This is a genomic window from Blautia segnis, assembly GCF_014287535.1.
Lineage (GTDB): Bacteria > Bacillota > Clostridia > Lachnospirales > Lachnospiraceae > Blautia_A > Blautia_A acetigignens.
Window position 1 is genome coordinate 24,276 of record NZ_JACOOT010000021.1, and the last position, 22,494, is coordinate 46,769.

At 45.1% G+C, this 22,494-nt stretch carries 15 protein-coding genes; all 15 read right to left on the minus strand.

What is annotated here, in order from left to right; all coding sequences use genetic code 11:
• Nucleotides 1–47 precede the first annotated feature (47 nt).
• Nucleotides 48–2,945, minus strand: coding sequence for a penicillin-binding transpeptidase domain-containing protein (locus H8S54_RS09335; protein ID WP_243176758.1), 2,898 nt, complete (start codon nt 2,943–2,945; stop codon nt 48–50).
• Nucleotides 2,930–3,457: a rod shape-determining protein MreD gene (gene mreD / locus H8S54_RS09340; protein WP_021925859.1), complete on the minus strand. Its 528-nt coding sequence runs from the start codon at nt 3,455–3,457 to the stop codon at nt 2,930–2,932. Before mreD ends, H8S54_RS09335 begins: the two co-directional genes overlap by 16 nt.
• On the minus strand, nt 3,447–4,367 hold the full coding sequence (gene mreC, locus H8S54_RS09345) for a rod shape-determining protein MreC (protein WP_117853608.1): 921 nt from the start codon (nt 4,365–4,367) through the stop codon (nt 3,447–3,449). Before mreC ends, mreD begins: the two co-directional genes overlap by 11 nt.
• 19 nt (nt 4,368–4,386) lie before the next feature.
• The gene (locus tag H8S54_RS09350; RefSeq protein WP_021925861.1) at nt 4,387–5,400 is read right to left on the minus strand and encodes a rod shape-determining protein; all 1,014 of its coding nucleotides are present in this window, start codon (nt 5,398–5,400) and stop codon (nt 4,387–4,389) included.
• 49 nt (nt 5,401–5,449) lie between these two features.
• Nucleotides 5,450–6,160 carry a RadC family protein gene (radC, locus tag H8S54_RS09355; RefSeq protein ID WP_021925862.1) on the minus strand — a complete coding sequence of 237 codons (711 nt, stop codon included), beginning with the start codon at nt 6,158–6,160 and terminating at the stop codon, nt 5,450–5,452.
• 124 nt (nt 6,161–6,284) lie between these two features.
• The gene (locus H8S54_RS09360; protein WP_173767789.1) at nt 6,285–7,883 is read right to left on the minus strand and encodes an NAD(P)/FAD-dependent oxidoreductase; all 1,599 of its coding nucleotides are present in this window, start codon (nt 7,881–7,883) and stop codon (nt 6,285–6,287) included.
• 21 nt (nt 7,884–7,904) lie between these two features.
• On the minus strand, nt 7,905–9,083 hold the full coding sequence (locus H8S54_RS09365) for a BaiN/RdsA family NAD(P)/FAD-dependent oxidoreductase (RefSeq protein ID WP_186901356.1): 1,179 nt from the start codon (nt 9,081–9,083) through the stop codon (nt 7,905–7,907).
• A 48-nt stretch (nt 9,084–9,131) separates the two neighbouring features.
• The gene (locus tag H8S54_RS09370) at nt 9,132–10,412 is read right to left on the minus strand and encodes a methionine gamma-lyase family protein (RefSeq protein WP_021925865.1); all 1,281 of its coding nucleotides are present in this window, start codon (nt 10,410–10,412) and stop codon (nt 9,132–9,134) included.
• 197 nt (nt 10,413–10,609) lie between these two features.
• Nucleotides 10,610–11,557 carry a tRNA (adenosine(37)-N6)-dimethylallyltransferase MiaA gene (gene miaA / locus H8S54_RS09375; protein ID WP_021925866.1) on the minus strand — a complete coding sequence of 316 codons (948 nt, stop codon included), beginning with the start codon at nt 11,555–11,557 and terminating at the stop codon, nt 10,610–10,612.
• 13 nt (nt 11,558–11,570) lie between these two features.
• Entirely contained in the window at nt 11,571–13,913 is a 2,343-nt protein-coding gene (gene mutL, locus H8S54_RS09380) for a DNA mismatch repair endonuclease MutL (protein ID WP_186901357.1), read from the minus strand.
• Between the two features lie 18 nt (nt 13,914–13,931).
• The gene (gene mutS, locus H8S54_RS09385) at nt 13,932–16,556 is read right to left on the minus strand and encodes a DNA mismatch repair protein MutS (RefSeq protein ID WP_289045619.1); all 2,625 of its coding nucleotides are present in this window, start codon (nt 16,554–16,556) and stop codon (nt 13,932–13,934) included.
• A gap of 103 nt (nt 16,557–16,659) precedes the next feature.
• The gene (locus H8S54_RS09390) at nt 16,660–17,967 is read right to left on the minus strand and encodes a tyrosine-type recombinase/integrase (RefSeq protein WP_186901358.1); all 1,308 of its coding nucleotides are present in this window, start codon (nt 17,965–17,967) and stop codon (nt 16,660–16,662) included.
• 67 nt (nt 17,968–18,034) lie between these two features.
• The gene (locus tag H8S54_RS09395; protein WP_173769984.1) at nt 18,035–18,232 is read right to left on the minus strand and encodes a helix-turn-helix domain-containing protein; all 198 of its coding nucleotides are present in this window, start codon (nt 18,230–18,232) and stop codon (nt 18,035–18,037) included.
• A 1-nt stretch (nt 18,233) separates the two neighbouring features.
• Entirely contained in the window at nt 18,234–19,973 is a 1,740-nt protein-coding gene (locus tag H8S54_RS09400; RefSeq protein ID WP_117853631.1) for a hypothetical protein, read from the minus strand.
• A 341-nt stretch (nt 19,974–20,314) separates the two neighbouring features.
• Nucleotides 20,315–22,477 carry a PcfJ domain-containing protein gene (locus H8S54_RS09405; RefSeq protein ID WP_186901359.1) on the minus strand — a complete coding sequence of 721 codons (2,163 nt, stop codon included), beginning with the start codon at nt 22,475–22,477 and terminating at the stop codon, nt 20,315–20,317.
• Between the last annotated feature and the right edge of the window lie 17 nt (nt 22,478–22,494).

The window sequence follows — 22,494 nt, forward strand, 5'->3', positions numbered from 1 at the left end:
TCTTATGGTTATGCCTGCGGAAATACTGCCGCAGGCATAGCTTAAGTTTAGTCATTCGATGTATCACTGGTGTCTGTAGAAGCGACTCCTGTGAGAATAGAATCTTTATCTGCAAGATTGTACATATATTTAAAAGTATCATTAGCTATCAGACATGCATTACCGGAACTGTAGCCATTGGCAATACGGATTGCCACCGCATATTCCGGATCGGATGCAGGCGCGTAGCCAACGAACAGACCATGGTTCGGGTGACGCAGATCCAGCTCTGCAGTACCGGTCTTACCAGCCACCTCAATGCCCAGTCCGTCGAACTGGCTGTGGGTCTGGATTACACGGCGCATACCATCATGGAGCACATCCCAGATATTTGAAGAAATATTCACTACATCCTGCAGTTCCGGCTCATATTCCTCAAGCACTTCTCCCTTTGGATCCGTTACTTTGTCGAGGAGGGTAAGTTTAAATACGTTACCGGAAGTTGCCACAGTTGTTGCATATCTGGCCAGCTGTGTTGTGGTAAACAGGTTGTTTCCCTGTCCCATGTAGGACGGAACTGCTTTCGCATCGGAAACCTTCGGAGAAGCCTCGGAAAGCTCGATTCCGGTCTTCTGATCAAGCCCGATCAAAGAAGCATACTCCTGAAGCTTGCTAAGGCTCTGCACCTCAGAAAACTCATTGTCCCCAACCTTTCCAAGCTGGAAACCGATCATATTAAAGAAATAGTTACAGGACTGCTCAATAGCGGTACGGATATCAAGACCGCCGTGACCTTCCTTGTTCCAGCAGTTGATCGGCGGATCTACATAATCGAAGGTACCGGTACATTCAATATAAGTGCCCTCGTCAATCACGCCCTCTTCCATACCTGCAATGGTGGAAAGAAGCTTCAGGGTAGAACCTGGCGCAGTTGTCTGCTGGGTGGCCTTATTAAAGAATGGGCTGGACTGATCCAGTGCCAGTTTGGCATAGTACTCTGTATCCATATCGTTGGTCAGTCGGTTATTGTCATATCCTGGATAAGATACCAGGGCTACCACATCTCCGTTCTTCACATCCACAACCACTGCGGAAGCAGAACAAGGCATAAGGGCAAGCTGTGCAGGTTCGATTTCCAGATTATAGATCTTATTGATCATAAAATCATAGGCACTTGTAGCTCCGGACGCCAAATTCTCATAAAATCCGTCCTCCTTATCCAGAACACCCTGCTCATACAGGGCCAGACAGATCTCCTGACCGGAAATGGTATCATTCAGAAGCATATACTTATACAGCAGCTTGGAAAATCCCGTATCTGTACTCAGATAATCAATGATATATGCAGTCAGTGCCTGATAGATCTCATCAGAATCCAGATATTCTCCTTCCGGAGAAAAGCTACTGATGTTGATCCAGCCCTGACTTGTGGCATAGGTCAGATAATCCTTCAGGCTGATGCTCTCATCTGTAGTCCATGCCTTGTAAGTAGCATCGGAAGTATCGATGGCATCACGGGAAATGATTCCAAGGGTATCCCGAAGAAGGTCATTGCAGATATAGGAAAGGTATTCCTGGGTCTCTGTATCCTCGTCCTTATAGGCCGGCGGGTTGGAGCCATTCAGCTTCGAGCTTATTGTATCAAAAACGCTCTGCTGCTTTTGCTGAAATTTGGCATATAAATTTTTTTCTGTATCAGAAGCATCTGTACGGTCAAATTTGTTAATATCGATCACACTGTTGGAAATCAGTGCGTTGTATACATCATAAATCGGAATACGGATCTGGCTGGCATCTGTCACAGCAGAATAGTCAAAGGTTTTTACCGCATCGATCTTGGTAAGGAGCACACCTGCCACACGCTGCTTCAGAATCTGGTAGATTGCGGACTGCCAGTCTGTATCAATGGTAAGCTGAACGTCATTACCTGCCACAGGCTCTACCTTGGTATCCTCATCAATTTTCAGAACCTTTCCAAGGTTATCCACGTAAACGGTTTCCTTACCGTCTGTTCCCTGAAGGGTAAGCTCCATATACTGCTCGATTCCAGCTTTACCTACAATGGCATCATTGGAGTAATCCGGGTTCTGCTTGCGAAACTCTGTCAGTTCCTCAGAGGAAGCCCTTCCCGTGTAGCCAAGAATAGGCGCCATGCTTTCGTCGTCTATGTACTGGCGGATAGAATCCTCCACCACATCGATTCCCTGAAGTCCGGTCTTATTCTCCATAATGGCAGCCACAGACTTCTCGCTTACATTGGTCGCAATGGTCACCTGCATGTATTTCTTGAAGCTGTTGGTATTCAGTTCATATCGGATAGTGGCAATATCCAGCATTTCCTGTTTCGTCAAAGTCTGAGGCAGACCATGGGAGGAAAGCTCTTCTTCCGTGTACGCCCTGTCGCCCTCCAGAACAATGGAAAACTTCTCGGAACCGGTAAGGAATGCCATCATTTCATCCGCAGTTGCCGTTTTCTGCGCATCCTCCAGGTCATCGATCAGCGCCTGGCCGTAAATATCCGCACGGAAACGGTTCAGGGTAAATCCCTCTGATACATCAAAAGCATATTCCCCGCTGTCGTCTACCACAATATGAAAAGAATGGGTGATATCATCCCCATTGCTGTGCAGGATCTGAAGCACCTGATAAGCCACGCCGTTCAGGGTAAGGTTCTTCTCTCTGGTAGAAGTGTAGGTTCCGTTATCCTCAAAGGTCAGGGAATAGGACAGCACATTGGATGCCAGAATATCTCCGTTCCGGTCCAAAATGTTCCCCCTGGTGCTTTTGATCACACGTTCCTTGGTGGTTCTTGCTTCAAATTTACTGATATAGTCCTGTCCCTGGATGATCTGCAGGTCAAAAAGCCTGCGGACCAGCACAACAGACATCAGAACAAATGCCAGGACCAGGACGGTTGTTCTTTTTAAACTGATTTTTCGAAAAATACGTTTTATTTTAGTACCCAAATTGACTCACTTTCTTTCCTTGCAATATTCATGTAGCGATAGTTGATGTAACGGAAAAGCCGATATACAATCAAGGTAATAAATACCGTGTAAAACATCTCCGGAATAATGATCCTGTACAGGTATGTACGAAGTCCAAGACGTCCCCGGAGAAGGAACTGCAGTCCGTAGACTGCCAGATTATACAGAAGATCCGCACCTGCAGTAAGAAACATGGGAACCTTCACGTCATCATCATAATAAATTCTGTGGGCATATCCGCTCAGATAGCCGATGTACATATAGATCAAAGCATAAAATCCAAATATGGATCCGAAAAACAGATCCACCAGAAGCCCGGACAAAAAGCCTGTCCACAGCCCGCTCTTACGCCCCCGCATCAATCCCATAGACACACACAGGACCAGCATCAGGTTGGGCGTCACAGAGCCAATGGAGATCAGATCCATAACCGTGCTCTGCAGCAGAAAGCATACTACCACAGTGAGAAAAAAGACGACCTTACTCTTCATCCGCACCCTCCTGTACACTCTTCGCTGTATCTGCCGCGCTGTCATCTGTCATATCCTGCTTGTTGACTGTAATTACAAATACATCCTTCAGATGGAGGAAATCCACAGGCGTTACAATGGTACCGGTCTTGGTCAGGTTATTGCTGTCTACCTCCACCTCGCTTACATAGCCGATGAAAAGCCCTTCCACGAACTTCTCACTGATATTGGAGGTCACAATACGTTCCCCGACTGTCACCTTGTTTTCCTGATCATAAAGCTGCTCAAAACGAAGCTTGCCCTCATCGATCAGCTCCAGGTCACCGTTTACAATACAGTTGTCTGAGGTGCTTACGGTCATTGCGCTGACGCTGCTGCTGTCATCTATGATGGAGCGCACTGTTGCCCAGGAAGAACCGACTTCCGTAACGATTCCTACAAGTCCCTTGCCTGCGATTACATTATTGTCCACGCGGATTCCGTCCTTGGAGCCCTTGTTGATCATAAAGGTATCGTACCAGTTGCCCGGATCCTTGGAAATAATGGTGGCTGCAACCTTTGGATACTCCTCGTAGGTCTGGTCCAGGTCATAAAGCTCTTTCAGGCGCTGGTATTCTCCCTGATCCTGGATCAGCTTGTTGTTCTGCGTGGTAAGGCTGTCAATCTGTGCTTTGAGCTCTTCATTTTCAAAAATCAGGTCCTGCTTGTCCTGGAAGCTGTCCCTTGCAGAACGGATCATGGAGCCGATCTTCTCAATGCTTTTCTCAAATGGCACAATGACGATTCCTGCCGCCTCCTGAAGAGGAGCAGTGGAAATGCCCGATGCAAAGGTGGACACAATGCAGCACAGGCAGAAAAGCGTCATGATTGCCAGCAGATGCTTGCTTTTTAAATTAATTCGGAAACGAAATTTTTTCTTCAGGTTTTTCATGAAATGGCACCCCTAAAACTTATAATTTACGCTGTGTAATGGGTTGTGCCCACTTGCGCAGCTCCCTGTCGTGAATGATCTTCTCAAGTCCTGTGACCGAAGAGGTCTCATAAAGGTCGGACAGGTTAAAAGAATATCCGGTATAGCTTGCCAGATATGTATCTATGTGCGGAATCCTGGTACTTCCGCCCGTGAGGAAAATTCCCTCCTTGGCTATGTGGTAGGCAATCTGAGGCGGAATACGCTCCAGAAAAACCTTCATCTGGGCTCCGATCTCATTAACGCAGTTCATAATGCCTGCATTCACCACATAGGCAGAAATCACTTCTTCTCTTGGAAGTCCGGATACACTGTCGATTCCAACTACCTTGCGGGCCTGCTTGTGCTGGTCTGCAAGACGCCCCATTACAAGCTTCAGCCGCTTCCCTGTACGGGTTCCGATCTGAAGGTTATAGCGCTTGCGCACCTCGCTGCATACAGCTTCATTCATCTGCCGTCCCCCGATGGGGATCTTCTTGCTGATAATGATCCTGCCCCCTGTGATAATGGAAAAATTCGTGCTCTGGGCACCGATATTCACCACCATGCTTCCCTCATTGTTCTCCAGATCCACGCCCATGGCAATGGCATCTGCAATGGGTGCCTCCACCATATAGACACGGTTCTTGCGAAGCCAGTGGCCATTTGCCACCTGGTAATAAGCCCGTTTCTCAATGGCAGTCATGTCAAGAGGGACTGCAAAATACATAACAGAGCCTATTCCTAAAATTTTATCAATTTTTCTCATCATACTGTAAAGTACAATTTCCTGCAGTTCCAGATTGGCTATCATACCAAAAGCCATCGGCGAACTTACGGAAATGTTAGATGGTGCTTTTTCAAACATTTCATACGCTTCGTTGCCCACGGCTATGATTTTGCGGCCTTTCGCCGCAATCATGTTCTTCTCAATGTAGCTTTTATTTCGAATCATGGAATAGACCTTGACGGAACTGCTTCCAAGATCTATTCCATATGTTTTTTCAAACAGCATATACCTGTCCCTTCATCATTTTACCCTTCCCCAAAGGTGCACTTCCGAATTACACAGGAAGCATTCCCTGTTCCCGAAAGCTTACGTATTTCTGGTCACCGATCACAATGTGATCCAGAAGCTTCACCCCTATCAGCTCCCCTGACCGGTAGATCCGTTCCGTGATTTCCACATCACACTCACTGGGCGAAGGATCGCCGCTTGGGTGATTGTGAACCAGGATCAGGCTCACGGCGTGGAACTTCAGTGCCTCCACAAACACCTCTCTGGGCGTGATCAGTGTGGCTCCTACCGTCCCCTTTGAAATCGTCTGCTCCCCAAGAAGATGATTCCTTCCATCCAGCAGCATGACGATCAGCATCTCCTGCTCCTCGTGACGGAGATGTTCCATATAGTATCTTGCTATTGTGACGGGATCATTGAAAGAAAGTCTTGGTCTGGCAGCAGCAGACGCCATCCGCTTGGAAAGCTCCCCGATACATTTCAGCTGGACGGCTTTGACCTTCCCGATTCCGTTCACCTTCATCAGATCCGGCAGGGACATGTGAAGCAGTCCCAAAAGCCCCGGATATGAGGTATCTTTCGTAAGACTTAAGATTTGATTGGCAAGTGCAAGAGAATTGGCTCCCTGCACCCCGTTTCTTAAGATCACTGCCAGAAGCTCGCTGTCGCTTAACACCGACGGTCCCCACTTGAGACATTTCTCATAAGGCCGTGAAGACTCCGGCAGATCTCTGATGGTCTGCGTTATTTCATTCATATCTTTGTACCTGCAGTTCTCCAGGAGATAAATCGTTACTGTTCACATTTTGCCTGTAAGCAGTAAGGATGAATTACAACGCAGACTCATTTTAGCATAAAAAAGGAGAGATGTACACTCTCTCCTAAATTTTTTTAAACTTTTTCGAAATAGCCTCTGCCACTTTGATGCCATCCATGGCTGCAGAAGTGATTCCCCCTGCATATCCGGCACCTTCTCCGCAGGGATAGATTCCTTTATAATTTGCCTCCAGGGAGTCTTTCTCACGAACAATTCTTACTGGTGAAGAAGTACGGCTTTCCACACCGGAAAGGACGGCATCCGGTCTGTCAAAACCTTTGATCTTTTTTCCAAAGGCCAGAACGCCTTCTTCAATGGAATCTCCGATCTCTTTTGGGAAAATACTCCGCACATCCCCCGGGGTATATTCTCCTTTAATACAGGGCTCTACTTCTCCAAGTGCGGTGCTTGGCCTGTGATTCTGATAATCCTCAAACAGCTGTACCGGAACTTTTCCATTTCCAGCCTTCCATGCGGCACGCTCCAGACTGCGCTGGAATTCTACGCCCCCAAGAGGTCCTTCTTCCGGGAAATCCTCCGGGGTCACGGACACGATCAGGGCACTATTGGCATTGCGGCTGTCTCTTGCCTGGTAGCTCATGCCGTTGACTGCCAGTCCTCCCGGCTCAGAAGAAGCGTTGACCACGTATCCGCCCGGGCACATGCAGAAAGAATAGACGCCTCTGCCGTTTTCGCAGGTGTGCGTTACCTTGTAGGCAGCTGCTCCAAGCTTCTCGTTTTCTTCTTCCCCGTAGAGCACCATGTTGATCATGGACTGGGGATGTTCCATTCGAACGCCTACTGCAAAGGATTTTGGCTCCATGTAGATTCCTTTTTTCTCAAACATGGCAAAGGAATCCCGGGCGCTGTGTCCCACTGCCAGCACACACACCTGAGCTGGAATCCTTTGTTCCCCGTTTATTTCAATTTCTTTTAACTGTCCCTTTTCCAAAACCAGGTCTGTTACTTTGGAACGGAAGTGGAAGGTCCCTCCCATCTCCTCGATCTCATGGCGCAAAGTCTCCACAACGCCTACCAGCACATCTGTGCCAAGATGAGGTTTCTGCTGGTAAATGATCTCCTCAGGCGCGCCAGCCTGTACAAACCGTTTCAGCACCTCATGGTTTCTTCCGGAAGGATCTTTCACAAGAGTATTCAGCTTTCCATCGGAAAAAGTTCCAGCTCCCCCTTCTCCAAATTGTACGTTGGAATCTGGATCCAGCACCCCGTTTTTCCAAAAGGCTTCCACCGTTTTCTGGCGGATATGGGCTTCCTCGCCGCGCTCTAACACAACCGGACGGTAACCCGCCTTTGCCAGATACCAGGCGCAGAAAATTCCTGCTGGACCGCTTCCCACGATCACAGGTGGATGTTTCAGTTCTTCATTGCCAGGTGTCGGGAAAATGTATTCTTTTTTGTCGGTTAACGTAATATTATTATCGTGAACTTTTCGGACAATCTTGCCTTCCTGATTTTTTTCCTGCAAAGAAACGTCCACAGTGTATACGAATTTTTTGTCATCCTTGTGGCGGCAGTCCAGGGACTGCTTCACGATTTCGTAAGAGAAACCTTCGTTTTTCAGACGAAGGGCCTTGCGGATCTTATGGGCAAGCTCTTCCGGCGTATGATTGATTGAAAGTTTTAACTGGGTAATTCGGATCATGTTGTTTCTCCTTGCTTTTTCTTATGATCTGCCGGCATTCATTCCTGCAGCGTACCCGCTGGACCACGCCCACTGCAGGTTGTAGCCGCCGCATTTTCCGTCGACGTCAAGCAGCTCGCCTGCAAAGTACAGGCCGGGGACCAATCTGGATTCCAGTGTTTTTGCATCCACTTCCCTGGTATCTACGCCGCCGGAGCACACCTGTGCCTGTTCAAAGGGCTGATAGCCTGTTACTTTAAGAGGGTAGCTGTAAATGGCTTCCTCCAGATTTTTGGACGCCAGAAGCACTTTGGCAAGCTTATCCGGGAAAAGTCCGGTAAAAAATTCTTTTTTGCCTTTATAGGGGCTGTCCTGTTTTCGTTTTTCCAGAAACGCAGCAAGTTGTTCCCTGGAAAATTCGGGCAGGAAATTCAGGCGCAGCTCTGTTTTTTGGCCCTTCCAGAAAGCACGGATGGCATAGCGGCTGATCTGAAATACAGGAATTCCAGACACGCCGTAGTCTGTGAGCTGCAGTTCTCCTGTTTCTTCTGCGATTTTTTTCCCGTCTGCGTACAGGGAAATCTTCCCTTCGGTGCGCACTCCGGCCCAGCCGGAAAAGCCTGTGTTTTTGCATTTCAGTGCAGTCAATGCCGGAAGAGGCGTAATTACAGAATGTCCCAAAGCGGCAGCGATTTCATAGCCGCTTCCGTCTGAACCGGAAATGGAAGATGCCCTGGAACCGTTTGCCAGAATCACAGCATACCCTTCGTAAGTCCAGCCCTGGGTATGGATTTTCCAGATGTTCTTTTCTTTGGAAATGCTTTTTACCTGCTCATTGGTTTTGATCTTCACCCCAAGGCTGCGGGCCTTCATGCACAGCACCTCCGCCACGCTGGAAGCCTGTCCGCTGTGGGGATAAAGATATCCGTTATTTTTATTTACCGGGTAAAGCCCAAGCTCTGTGAAAAAATCTACTGTATTTTCTACGGAAAACTGGTTCAGAACTTCCTCCCAGAAGCCCGGATTGTCGCTTCGGTAAGCGTCAGTCTGCTTCTGGAGATTGGTGAAATTGCATTTTCCGTTTCCGGTGGCGCAGATTTTTTTGCCTGGCTTTTCATTTTGTTCCAGAATGGTTACGGCTGCGCCGTTTTCCGCCGCTGCAATAGAAGCCATCAGGCCGGAGGCACCGCCGCCTATGATTACAACACGTTTTTTATCCATATAAACTCCTGCAAATGTCTGCGAGTGTGTCTGAAAAAGGCTCCAGCTTTACTGCGGCAGCTTCACCAGATCCTGTTCTACTAATTTCTGCAGAGACATCATAACGCCAAGCTTTGCGTGCTCCCAGGTAAGTCCGCCCTGGAAATATACGGCGTATGGTTCTTTCACCGGTCCGTCTGCGGAAAGTTCGATGGAAGAGCCCTGGACAAAGGCACCTGCAGCCATAATCACCTGGCTGTCATAGCCTGGCATATCCCAGGGTTCCGGATCTACATAGCTGTCAACCGGTGCTGCGGCCTGAATTCCTTTACAGAAGGCGATCAGTCTTTCCGGGCTGTTTAAGGTGACGGCCTGGATAATATCCTGTCTTGGTTCCGTGGAGTTGGGAACAACGTCGAAGCCTAATTTTTCATAAATATTGGCTGCGAAAACAGCGCCTTTTAATGCGCCCTTTGTTACCATAGGTGCCAGGAAAAAGCCCTGATAGAAGGAGCGATTTACTCCAAGGGAAGCGCCTACCTCTGCGCCAAGTCCCGGGCAGGTCATGCGGTAGGAAGCATTTTCCACGCATTCTTTTGTTCCTGCAATGTAGCCGCCGATCGGGGCAAGTCCGCCGCCTGGGTTTTTGATCAGGGAACCGACTACCATATCTGCGCCAACGTCGCTTGGCTCGATGGTGTCTACGAATTCGCCGTAGCAGTTGTCTACCATGCAGATTACATCTGGTTTGATGCTTTTTACAAAGGAGATGAGCTCGCCGATCTGTTTTACGGAAAAGGATGGGCGGGTCATGTAGCCTTTGGAGCGCTGGATTTCTACCAGTTTTGTTTTTTCGTTGATTGCTTTGCGGATGTTTTCGTAGTCAAAGGTGCCGTCTTCGAGAAGGTCTACCTGGCGGTAGGTGACGCCGTATTCTGCCAGGGAGCCTTTGGATGGGCGGATTCCAATGACTTCTTCCAAAGTGTCGTATGGTTTTCCGGCTGGTGCCAGCATTTCATCCCCTGGGCGGAGATTTCCGAAAAGGGCGATGGCAAGGGCGTGGGTTCCGCATGCGATCTGGGGGCGTACCAGACAGGCTTCGGTGTGGAAGGTGTCTGCGTATACTTTTTCCAGGGTGTCGCGGCCGTAGTCGTTATAGCCATAGCCTGATGAGGAGCCGAAGCATTCCTCGCTGACACGGTTTTTCTGCATTGCCAGAAGGACTTTCATCTGGTTGTATTCTGCAGTTTTGTCGAACTGTTCGAATCTTTCTTTTAAAGATTCCTCTATCTCATGGCAAAAATCATATACCTGGGATGAAATTCCAAGTTGTTCGTATAATTCTTTCATAATAATTCTCACCGTCTGTTTGACGGCATTCCTCCATTTTTTGTGTTATTTATAAGTGTATCGTTCTCCGGACGTGAGTTCACAAGGTATATTCATCGCAGGTCTCCGTTAAAACCGCTCCTGAAATGACCTGCTCACGAATATACCTTGCAAACTCACTGGCTTCTGGTAAACTGATAGTATTTTCAATAGCCAGATTAACCAAGTATCCCCTTTTCACGGCAAATGCTCAGCATATACTCCAGCATTTTCCCGTCGTCATACCCGAACTCGTCTTTGTTGATCCATAGGGTTTCCAGTTCTCTGCGGAACCAGGTGAGCTGGCGCTTGGCGAAGTGTCTGGTGTCGCGCTTCAGGATGCGCACGGCTTCTTCCAGGGGCATTTCTCTGTCCAGATAAGCCAGAATCTCTTTATATCCAAGCCCCTGCATGGAAACCATCCCTCTGTGATAGCCCATGCTCTTCAAAGCCTCCACTTCCTTTACAAGACCTCCAGCCAGCATCTCATCCACCCGTTTATCAATCCGCTGATAAAGCAGTTCCCTGGGCGCGTTCAGCACGAAATAGGCAAGATTATACGGGCTGACCCTTTCCTGCTGTTCTTCATTGTGAGCGGAAATCGGGCTGCCGTTTTGGTGGTAAAACTCCAGGGCGCGGATCACACGCTTCACATTATTCTCATGAATTTCCTCCGCACTTTTAGGATCCACCTTGGCCAGCATCTGGTGAAGATAAGCCACTCCCTTTTCCTGGGCAAGGGCTTCCAGGCTGGCCCGGTATCCGTCATCCTGTTCTGCCTGGGTAAAATCGATATCCCTGGTCACTGCCTGAATATAAAATCCCGTACCGCCAACCAGGATTGGAATATGCCCGTTGGCGTAAATCTTTTCCATGGCTTCCTTTGCCATTTGCTGGAAACGCACAATATGAAATTCCTCATCTGGCATCAGCGCATCCACAAGATAGTGAGGGACTCCCTGCATTTCTTCTGGCATAATCTTGGCTGAACCGATATCCATATATTTATAAACCTGCATGGAATCTGCAGAAATGATCTCACCGCCAACTGCTTTGGCAAGGGAAATAGACAATTTTGTTTTTCCCACTGCTGTTGGGCCGGTGAGGACAATAAGAGGTTTTTTCATGATTTCTCCTGTGTTACACAATTCGCTTAAATTTTTTCTCAATTTCCGTTTTGGTCATGGCAATGATCGTGGGGCGACCGTGAGGACAATTGTAAGGATTGTCCAGAGTCAGAAGCTCGTCGATCAGCTTGTCTGCCTCAAGGGCGGACATCTGATGATTTCCCTTAACGGCTGCTTTGCATGCCATAGTCGCAAGTCTTGTGGTAAAAAGGTTAAACGCATCCTTCGAGCCTTCCCCACCCAGATTATCCAGCATTTCCAGAAACAGTTCTTCTTCGTGAAAGCCGTAGAGATTGGATGGAACTGCACTGATACAGTATTCCCGTCCTCCAAATGGTTCAATCTCAAAACCGTATTGCCTGAAGTACTCTTCGTTTGCCTTCAGCCGCGCCTGTTCCTCCATATTCAAGGTTACTACAAGAGGCGGACTTAAGTACTGGGATTCTATAGTTTGTTCTTTGAAGCGTTTTACAAAACGCTCATAATTTACTTTCTCGTGGGCCGCATGCTGGTCAATGATGTAAAACTGATTTTCAAATTCCACCAGCCAGTAAGTGTCAAACAGCTGTCCAATCAGCTTGTGGCGGCTTCTGGACTCCGGGGCAAGAAGCTTCTCATGAAAAAGTTCCAGCTGCTGCGGTGACTCCTGGGAAACAGGCTCCGCACCGGATTCTGTATCTGACACCTTGGAGGACGCCTCCGCAGATGACTCTGAATCTCGCTGAAGCAATACCGTGTCTGCTGCCTGGAAACCTGTTCCCTGTTCTGCAATTTGCCCCGGATTCTGTGCCTGTACGTCCTCCGGTTGGAAGTCTGCAGAATTCCCAGCTTCCAGACCAGACATCCCGCTCTTGTCCATATTCTGTCCAACAGGTGTCATGCCCTGACTTTCTAAATTTTTCCCGGTATACGCTTCACTTTGTGCTGTCTGTGCAGACTGCTCAGTTTCCAGATTTCCTAGCTGAGCTCCAGGTTTATCCTGCATATCATTTGGAGCACCGTCAGCCTGACTGCTGCCATCATTTGTTTTCCCGACATCAGCTGCCATCTCATCCGCCTGTGCAGCTGCCTTCAGGGTTCCCGCAAAAAGAGCTTCCTCTTCTTTGCTAAACGGCTTGGCCTGATAAACTGCCTGCTCCCGAAGCATACTGCCAAACGGATACCCGGAACTGCTGCCGTATCCCCCGGACATTTTTCCCCCATTTTGCAGAAATGGTTTTCCAGCCTGTACCGGGTTCCCAGCCATATTTCCATAGCCAGGCTCCGGCCTGCGGCTTTTCTCAAAAGGCTCCGGAACAGCTCCGCGGCTTACTGCTGCAGCCTTTGGAACCCGCTCTTCTTTTCCTACAGGGACTACCGGAATCAGCTCCCTGTGAAGCAGGGCATTATGCACCGCCTCATAAATGGCATCATATACCTCGGTGCCTCTTGCAAAACGCACCTCCAGCTTCCTGGGATGCACGTTTACGTCCAGGTCATTTCCCGTCATCTGAATATGCAGGGAAACAAAAGGAAATTTATGCTGCATCACAAAGCCCTTATACGCATCCTCGATGGCCTTTGTGATAATGTTATTTTTCACAAACCGGCCATTTACATAGTAATTTTCAAAGCTTCGATTGCCTCGTGACACCTCCGGCTTCCCGGCAAATCCCTCAATCTTCATGAAATCGTTCTCATAGGAAACATCCAGGAGCGCCTTTGCCATGTCGCGCCCATATACGTTATAGATGACATCTTTCACATTATAATTCCCGGAAGTATGCAGCTTCACCTGCTTGTTCTGAATATATTTAAAGGAAATTTCCGGGTGGGAAAGGGCAAGCTGCTCCATCATGGTTCCAATATAATTGGCCTCTGAAGTATCCGATTTCAGGAATTTGCTTCTGGCCGGCGTATTGTAAAAAAGGTTTCGCACCAGGAAAGTGGTTCCATCCGGCGCACCCATTTCCTCCATGCTCTGCTCCACGCCGCCCTCGATCACATAGCGCACGCCGCTGATAGCAGAAGGCGTCTTGGTGATCAGCTCCACCTGGGAAACAGCGGCAATACTGGACAAAGCCTCACCACGAAATCCCAGTGAGGCTATGTTTTCCAGATCTTCTACTTTTTCAATTTTGCTGGTGGCATGGCTCAAAAATGCAGTTGGCACTTGGGAGGCTTCGATGCCGCCTCCGTTGTCCGTAATGCGGATCAGCTTTTTGCCGCCGTCTGCAATCTCTACCGTCACAGCTGTAGCACCAGCGTCAATGGAGTTTTCTACAAGCTCCTTCACAACAGAGGAAGGACGTTCTACCACCTCGCCGGCCGCGATCTTATCAATGGTATGTTTGTCTAAAACTGCAATTTTTCTCAAATTATTTCTCCCGATGATTTACCATCTGTTTTTAATCTTGTTCTGAAGATTATAAAGGGTATTCAGCGCCTCCATGGGCGTCAGGTTTCCAATATCAATCCCCTTCAGTTCCTCAATGATATCATTATCCTGCACAGTGTCAAACAAAGACATCTGCGCCATGTCCATTTCTACTTTCGGTTTCTTCTTTGGAGAGGTGAGATCCTTCACGGCAGCTGTAATGTCCGCATCACTTAATTCCTCCACCAGCTCCTTAGCACGATTGATTACCGTATCCGGCACCCCTGCCAGCTTGGCAACCTGGATTCCGTAGCTCTTATCTGCACCGCCCTGCACGATTTTACGAAGGAAAACGATATCATCCCCCTTTTCCTTAACCGCAATACAGTAATTGGTAACTCCGGAAAGCTTACCCTCCAGCTCTGTCAGTTCATGATAATGAGTCGCAAACAATGTTTTTGCTCCGCAAAGCTTTGTATTACTGATATGCTCAATCACAGCCCAGGCAATAGCAAGTCCGTCAAAGGTGCTGGTTCCACGGCCGATCTCATCCAGAATCAGAAGACTTTTTGAGGTGGCATTACGAAGAATATTGGCAACCTCTGTCATTTCCACCATAAAGGTACTCTGTCCGCTTGCAAGGTCATCAGACGCACCTACACGGGTAAAGATCCTGTCTACAATTCCGATGGTGGCTTTATCTGCCGGGACAAAGCTTCCGACCTGTGCCATTAGCACGATTAAAGCTGTCTGGCGCATGTATGTGGATTTACCAGCCATATTCGGTCCGGTGATAATGGAAATACGTTTTTTGCTGCTATCCAGATATGTATCATTGGCAATAAACATATCGTTGTCGATCATCTGCTCCACAACCGGATGACGGCCGCCTTTAATGTCGATTACGCCGCCTTCATTTACCTTTGGGCGAACATAATGGTTTCTCTCTGCAACAAGTGCAAGAGATGCAAATACGTCCAGCCCTGCAATGGCTTTGGCTGTACGCTGGATTCTCACAACCTCCATGCCCACCTTGTCGCGCACATCGGAAAACAACTGGTATTCCAATGCATAAAGCTTATCCTCTGCACCAAGGATCATATCCTCTAGGTTTTTCAGCTCCTCTGTAATATAACGCTCAGCATTCGCAAGCGTTTGCTTACGGATGTAGTTCTCCGGTACCAGCTCCCTGAATGTGTTCGTAACCTCAAGGGCATAGCCAAACACACGGTTATATTTGATTTTCAGGGATTTGATTCCGGTGCGCTCACGCTCTCTGGCTTCTAACTCTGTCAGCCATTTTTTACCATCTGTACGGGCACTACGGAATTTGTCCACATCTTCATTAAAGCCTTCCCGGATAATGCCTCCGTCCTTTTGTGCAAGAGGCGGCTCGTCCACAATAGCACTTTTTATCAAACCGGTAATATCCTCAAGGCTATCCATATCCTCATAAATTTCTTTCAAAATCGGAGCCTGAAAATCCTTCAGGATCTGTTTGATATATGGAATCATTTCCAAAGAAGAAGCAAAGGCTACCAGATCTCTTGGATTTGCCGATTTAAAGCTGATACGGCTGACAAGACGCTCCAGGTCATAAATGGGATTCAGATATTCACGAAGCTCATCACGAAGCATTGGATTTTCATTCAATTCCTCCAGCGCAGTCAGTCTGCGGTTGATTTCTGCGGAATCGATCAGCGGCTGTTCCACAAAGGAACGGAGAGTACGGGCACCCATTGCCGTCTTTGTTTTATCCAGAACCCAAAGAAGAGAGCCCCTTTTTTGCTTCTCCCTAAGAGTCTCTACCAGCTCCAGGTTCCGTCTGCTTGAGCTGTCAATCAGCATGTAGCGCTCGGCAGTATACGGACGAATGGTAGTCATCTGGGAAAGTGCTGTCTTCTGGGTCTCCTTCAGATAAAGAAACAGCGCACCGGCAGCAATAATACCGCTGTCGTAATCACTGATTCCGAGTCCCTCCAGATTACTTACATGAAAATGCTCTTTTAACTCTTTCCGGCAGGTATCGTCATCAAAATACCATGCATCCAGAGAGAAAATACAGATTCCAAGACGATTTCTAAGATCATCTGTGTCCACACCGCTCATGAAAAAGGAATCATTACAGATAATCTCTGCAGGGCTGAATTTGTTAATCTCGTCAATCAGCTTCTGGCTTCCCGGTACTTCTGTAAGAAAGCAGTCGCCTGTAGTAATATCCGCTATGGCACAACCAAAACGGTCTGCTATAGAGACAATAGACATCAGATAATTGTTCCTGGATTCGTCCAGTGAGGTGGCATCTAAGGTTGTTCCAGGCGTAACCACCCGAATAACCTCTCGTTTCACAAGTCCCTTTGCCTTTTTGGGATCCTCTACCTGCTCACAAATGGCAACCTTGTAGCCTTTCTCGATCAATCGGTTAATATAGGTATCTGCCGCATGGAACGGAATCCCGCACATAGGAGCACGTTCTTCAAGGCCGCAATCCTTTCCCGTAAGTGTCAGTTCCAGTTCTTTAGATACCAGAAGGGCATCATCAAAAAACATTTCATAGAAATCTCCAAGACGATAAAAAAGAATACAATCCTTGTATTCTTCCTTGGTTTTCAGGTATTCGCACATCATGGGCGACATGTTCATACTTTTGCCAGAACCCCTTGATTTATCTGCATTTGCGCCGCTTTTGGAAGTGTTACTGCACGGTTTCTGCACGGTTTTTTTAATTTTCTCGTTATCAGTAGTATTATTCATATTTATCCTTTGTTGTATTCTCTTCAATTTGGGGAATATTTTCTTCTTCGTATGTTTCTATAAATTTATTGAACTCATCCGAAACATATTCCTTCTCCAAATGCGTATAATAGTTTGTCATATTTACGCTTGAATGTCCAGCAATTTTGCTTACAGTAAATGGCGACATATTTGACTGGTTCATTCTCGTAACAAACGTATGCCTAAATTTATGTGGATATACACTATAAAGATGTGGTTCCCTGTTTTCTATCTGTGCACGTTTTATCTCTTTTTTATCAATGATGTTTAATATACGTGAACATTCCTGAGAACCATACTGGGGAAGGAAGAGATTACCGGGCTTTGTTGTAAAAACAAGATCTGGGTATTCGTCTTTTAAAACGTTATTTGCGCCCCATTTCGAACCATATTTTTCCTTGTCCATATCCTGCTTTACCTTCCAAGTCAGAAAGGCATTTTCAACTTTTTTTGACATTGGAATCCAACGGTAACTTGCCTTCTTTTTAGGTGTTGTTATTTGTTTTGTATTGTATGGGTTTTCAACACGATTTTTTTTGTTATCATAAAAATTAGTTGTTTTATTAAGGGTTTTATAAACACGAATTCTGTGTGAATGAAAATCAATATCCTCCCATTGAAGAGCTGCAAGTTCTCCAATTCGCATACCTGTATTCAGGATAATATAGAACACTTCATAATATCTTGTATTTTTTGCAGCATTCAAAAAGGTTTCAATTTCTTCCTTGGTCAGAACTTTTTCTTCATCTTCCTGTAATGGATCGACTACAGCTTCTTCCGATTTCGCAATTAAAATCCCTTTACATGGATTCATGGGAATCATTCTGCTATCTACTGCACTGTTTAATAATAGATTTACAATCGTCAGCGAATGCTCCACTGACGTTTCTGCATAGCCATCTGCCTGTAATCTTTCCACCATATTACGAATATGGGCAGGGGTGAGACTTTCCAGTCTCACCGAGCCAATATAATCTGTAATTCGTTCAAATCCATCAACATAACCATTAATAGTCGTGTTTTTTAGGCGTCCTATATTATATAGCTTCATCCACTCATCAAACCACTCAGCAGTAGTATACTTTCGTGCTTCTGCATTAAGCCCCATAATATATCTTGCTTTTTCATGATCACGCTTCTTTTTGAGTTTGGCTAAATTGCTGTCATATAAGTAGATTGGTTTCGGGGAACCTTTCGTATATATTCTGGCCACATATAGCCCATCTGATCTTTGGTAAAGCCCACGTCCAAGTTCTTTACCTTTTAAAGATTTACCCATATGGCATTCATCCTTTCCAGACCAGATCTCAAGTACATCAGAATATTATCACGTTCTCACAAAATATTCAAGAGTACTGTTTGTCCAGCCATTTTTCAAATTTTTTCTTATGAACAAGCGTTCTTCTCCCGATCCGGACCGTAAACTCATTTTCCGCCATTATAGTTCGCACAGTTCTTTCTGATAAACCAGTTAATTCGCATGTTTCCTTTACTGAAAGAAGAAGTTTCTCTGGTTCTTCCTGTTTATTTCCTTTTCTTGTCATATTATCCCTCATCTTTCGTAATTAAGTTATCAACCAACAACGTACTTTTATTTTCTCTTTGCTCCAGTAGTTTTTCTATTGCCTCCTGTCTTGTTATTCGTTCCCTGTTGGCTTTTAATGCAACATATTCCTGTGCCACTCCATATGCTTTACAACAGGCGTTATAGCTTTTATATGTTTTCCCACGAAATTCAAATTGTTTTTTCCGTTTCTTTTCGTAACAATAAGCAGCCGCCTCTTCAAACAGACAATTTGTTTCCCGCATGTGTCTAAGAACCAGTTTTTTAGTGATCCCAAGGGCTTTGTAACATTTTTCTTTTGACTCATATTCCTGTCCCATAACAACAACTCTCTGTGGTTCCGGCATTTTCCCTTTCACTTTAAGTGCTGCTTTTCTCTGGGCTTTTAACTGTTTCTTTTCATTTTTGCGAATGTAATACTTGACTGCTTCAGAAGCTGTAATATTTTCACGCAGCATCTTATTACACACCCAGCGATAAAGAATTCCCTGTTCCTTACAACATTTCTGAAGATCTGTATACACCATTTCCCCAATTTGTATCATTTCTTTATCCACAGCTGCTTGTCTGCTTGCATAAAAATCTGCTGCCTCCTGCACGGAACAATCATGACGGTATATATACCCATAAATATCTGTTTGGCGTATCTTAAGAACCCGGCAAAAATCGTGAAGATTATCATATTTTGTTCCATCTTCCAGATAAATCGGCTCTTCTGACATCTTCTGCCATTTTTCTTTCTCTGTCTTGTAATAAAACAAAGTTTCATCCACTCCAGCATTTTTATATATAATCCTGTCACACACCCATCTGTAAGAAATTCCAAGTTTCCTGCAACATTCTCGGACATCTACATATTTAACGCCTTCAAATGTAATAGGCCCAGTTCCAATTTTGTTCTTAACAGCAATATAATACCTGATTGCTTCTTCCTTGGAACACTGATTGTCTTTTATATAATTGTAAACATCAGCTCTTTTAATTCCATATTGCCTACATGTTGCTGATACCGATTCAATAGAATAATTGTCATCAAAATTCTTTTTTCTCCTTACAGGGTGATCTAAGAGAAAGAAATCCAGTGCATCTTGTAACGAGCTATTCAGCGAAATGCTTTTTTGTCTGACCTTGTTTGGCTCCAGATTAAATTCACGACAGCACTCTGTAAACATTGAATATTCCTTTTCTCTATAAAAAAACGGGGACGGATTACTATATTTTCTTTCTTCCGCTTTTTTTATGCAATGGGTCAATGCAACAGCTCCGGTTTTTCCAGTTTCTGCCATGCATTTTCGTACTGTTGATTCTGGTATTCCCATTTCCCTGCAGCATTTTGCTAAAGAAGGATATGTTTTTCCCTTGTAAACGAATTTTATCTGTTTCGTATACTTAATTGCTTTTTCTAATGCTTCCTGAATGGTATCACCATAATCATATTGGTAATGTCGCACGGTAAATTTATTTACACCATAAAATTCACAGCAGTTGTCGAGATTCAACCAATTCCGATTGCGAAAAACAAATTGATTCTGCTCACGTATTTCCATGAAATGATCAAGTGCCTCCGTGAAAGAACAATTATTCGTATGTCTATACCCTAAAACAGAACCATACTCAAATCCAAGTTTCTCACAACAATTTTTTTTGCTTAGGTATAAAATACCTTCATATTCAAAATAGAATCTTTCAAAATATTTGGTTCTCCGCCTTGGTTTATGCATAATATCGTCTTCCTTTCAACATATGGAGTTGACACAGCACATACTTTCCCCCTTTCGTATTGGAGATTGGCATTTGGAAACAATAAAAGCGCCTAAAATCAATAATCTTCTTGATTTTGGGCGCTCTATTCACGCATATAATTTTTTTAATCTCAAACAAAATCGAGATAAGAATTTACGCAGTATCTGCTGCCAAATGCCATTTTTATTATATCATTCTGTAGTTTTGTGTCAATTTCACCGTAGTTCCATATACGTAGTATTTTAATTTCATCACCATGATAATTTACAAAATTATTTTCTAAGACTCGTATGAGCCAACAATATAGGAATAATACCATTTATGCAGCATTTTCCATTAAATCTTCCTCCAGAATATCCGCAAGCAGCTTTCCAGTAAAGCCAAATCCGTTCACCTTTATTTTCTTTTCCCGCAGATCCTCAATTTCTTTCTTTCGAAGATCACGGCTTTTTAGCGAAAGAATCTTATCTTCCTTATTAAGTTTACGCGAAAGCTGTTTCTGCCAGCGCAATAAAAATTTCTCGGCCTGCTTAATATCCGGGTTCTGCCTGTTAAAATATGTCCGTTTCTGGCGTACTGTCCCATCTGGTTCTACTTCCAATGTATAATATGGCTTTTGGGGTGCATTCTTTTTTCTCAGGAACAAAAGATAAGACTCCTGTTTTACCATGCGCGCAAAATAAGTATCTTTTCCGATGATGCAGTGCTGCAGTTCTTCTCCTTCTTCCAGAATATCCTTGATTTTCCGCGGTGCCACAATTTGGAAAGTATGATCGCTATATTCATATTTTCTCAGGTTCTCACAGACGTTTTCTATACCAGGAAATTTTTCTGCGATCTCTTCGGCTTTTATATCCATTTTCTTCTCTATCATCAATTGAACCAGTTCGTTATGCCGTTTTTCCAGTTTTCTCACACGGTATATAATTGGATCCTTCACGTCTATACCAAGCTTTGACGCCATGTCAAGATAGTCTTTCCAGGTACCAATAAGCTCCTTTGGTTTTTTTTCACTTTCTTTTGCCTGTTTTTCCAAATAATTTTTTATCTGCTCCGGTCTCATCCGATCCAGTACAAACAAAAGCTCTTCCGGACAGATCTGCCATTTCGAGAACCAGGAAATCACGTTATCTTTCATCACTTTTTTAAATCCTTTTTCATAAATCAACCATTGCAGAAATACTTTTCCACCATGATTATTGCGAAGGCGGTTCAGGCGGAACATATCAATCCCAAGAGCATGTCCAAGCGAATCTGCTTCCTTATAAAAAATAGAAGTGCTGTTTCCTATGATTTCCTTTGCAAGCTCATTCAGCCCGGCTTTTATCAGTTGCTCCAGATAAGGATATTGCTTTAACCGATGAAAATAGGCTACCGGCTCTACTGTTTCACTTTTTCTGGCCAGCTCATGGAATCCGCTTCTTTTAAGCTGATTATTTTTTATTCCATGGAGTGACTTTTTGTAGATATGTCCCGGATAGCGGAGTTCATATCTACAATTCCCCCAGCAATAAGGGTTGTATGTATTTAATGACCCATGGATCCATCTGTTCTCTTCTGTCCCATGATAATAGCCCCAGTAAAATTCTTTTTCGTTAAGGTCTTTATCAAATACATATCGTCGCAGCTCTCTCCAGTTATAAACTGGTTTTGTATAAGCAACCATGTCATATTTCACATCTGCCCTGAATTCACGAATAACAAAGTTATCACCGCATGTCTGCAAAAGATATGCAGTTTCTTCTTTTGACTTTACCATGCGCTGCCTTCCCACTGCCTTATATTGGATCTTATGCCTGCAGTTAGGACATTTTCCCGTCCTGTTGTGTTTTACTCCATTCACCACCACATTCTTTTCGCACCATGTACAGTAGCCTGTGATATTTTTCTTCCGGGAGTATTCATAAAAAATGTAATTCTGTGTAATTCCCACTTTTTTCAGCCATTTCTCCCAGTCCTTCGGAGTTTCCCTAACATATTTCATAATCTGATCCCAGGCGGTTGTTCGTTTTAAATGTTTCTGTATCTTTTGCCTTTCCCGTACCTGATCTTCAAAATGAAAAAGGCCATAACATACATTATCTTTTCTATATTCCTCACCCAGGGTTTCCCATATTTGACTGCGGCTGTTTAGATCACACCAGGCATGATCTCCCTTTACACCTTTGGGCAGTTCAATTTTATCCAGCATTTTATTAGTCCATTTCTTCAGCCGGTAATCATATCCTATGAAGCAATCTTTTTCCTTATCAATGAACAGGGTATATAATGGTCTTCTTCCGCCAGCAGTCAAAATATCTGTAACAAAAAAACCAATTTTTAAGATATTTTCGTCCATTTCTGCCTGAATGAACAAACCAATTGGATATTTCATTCTATCATAAGCCATATTTCCGATAACTGGAATATCACTTTCTGCCGCCAGAACCATCTCCTCCGATGGTTCCAATACCTTCATTTTTTTAAGCTTTCGTTTTTCCATCTAATTTGTCCTTTCCG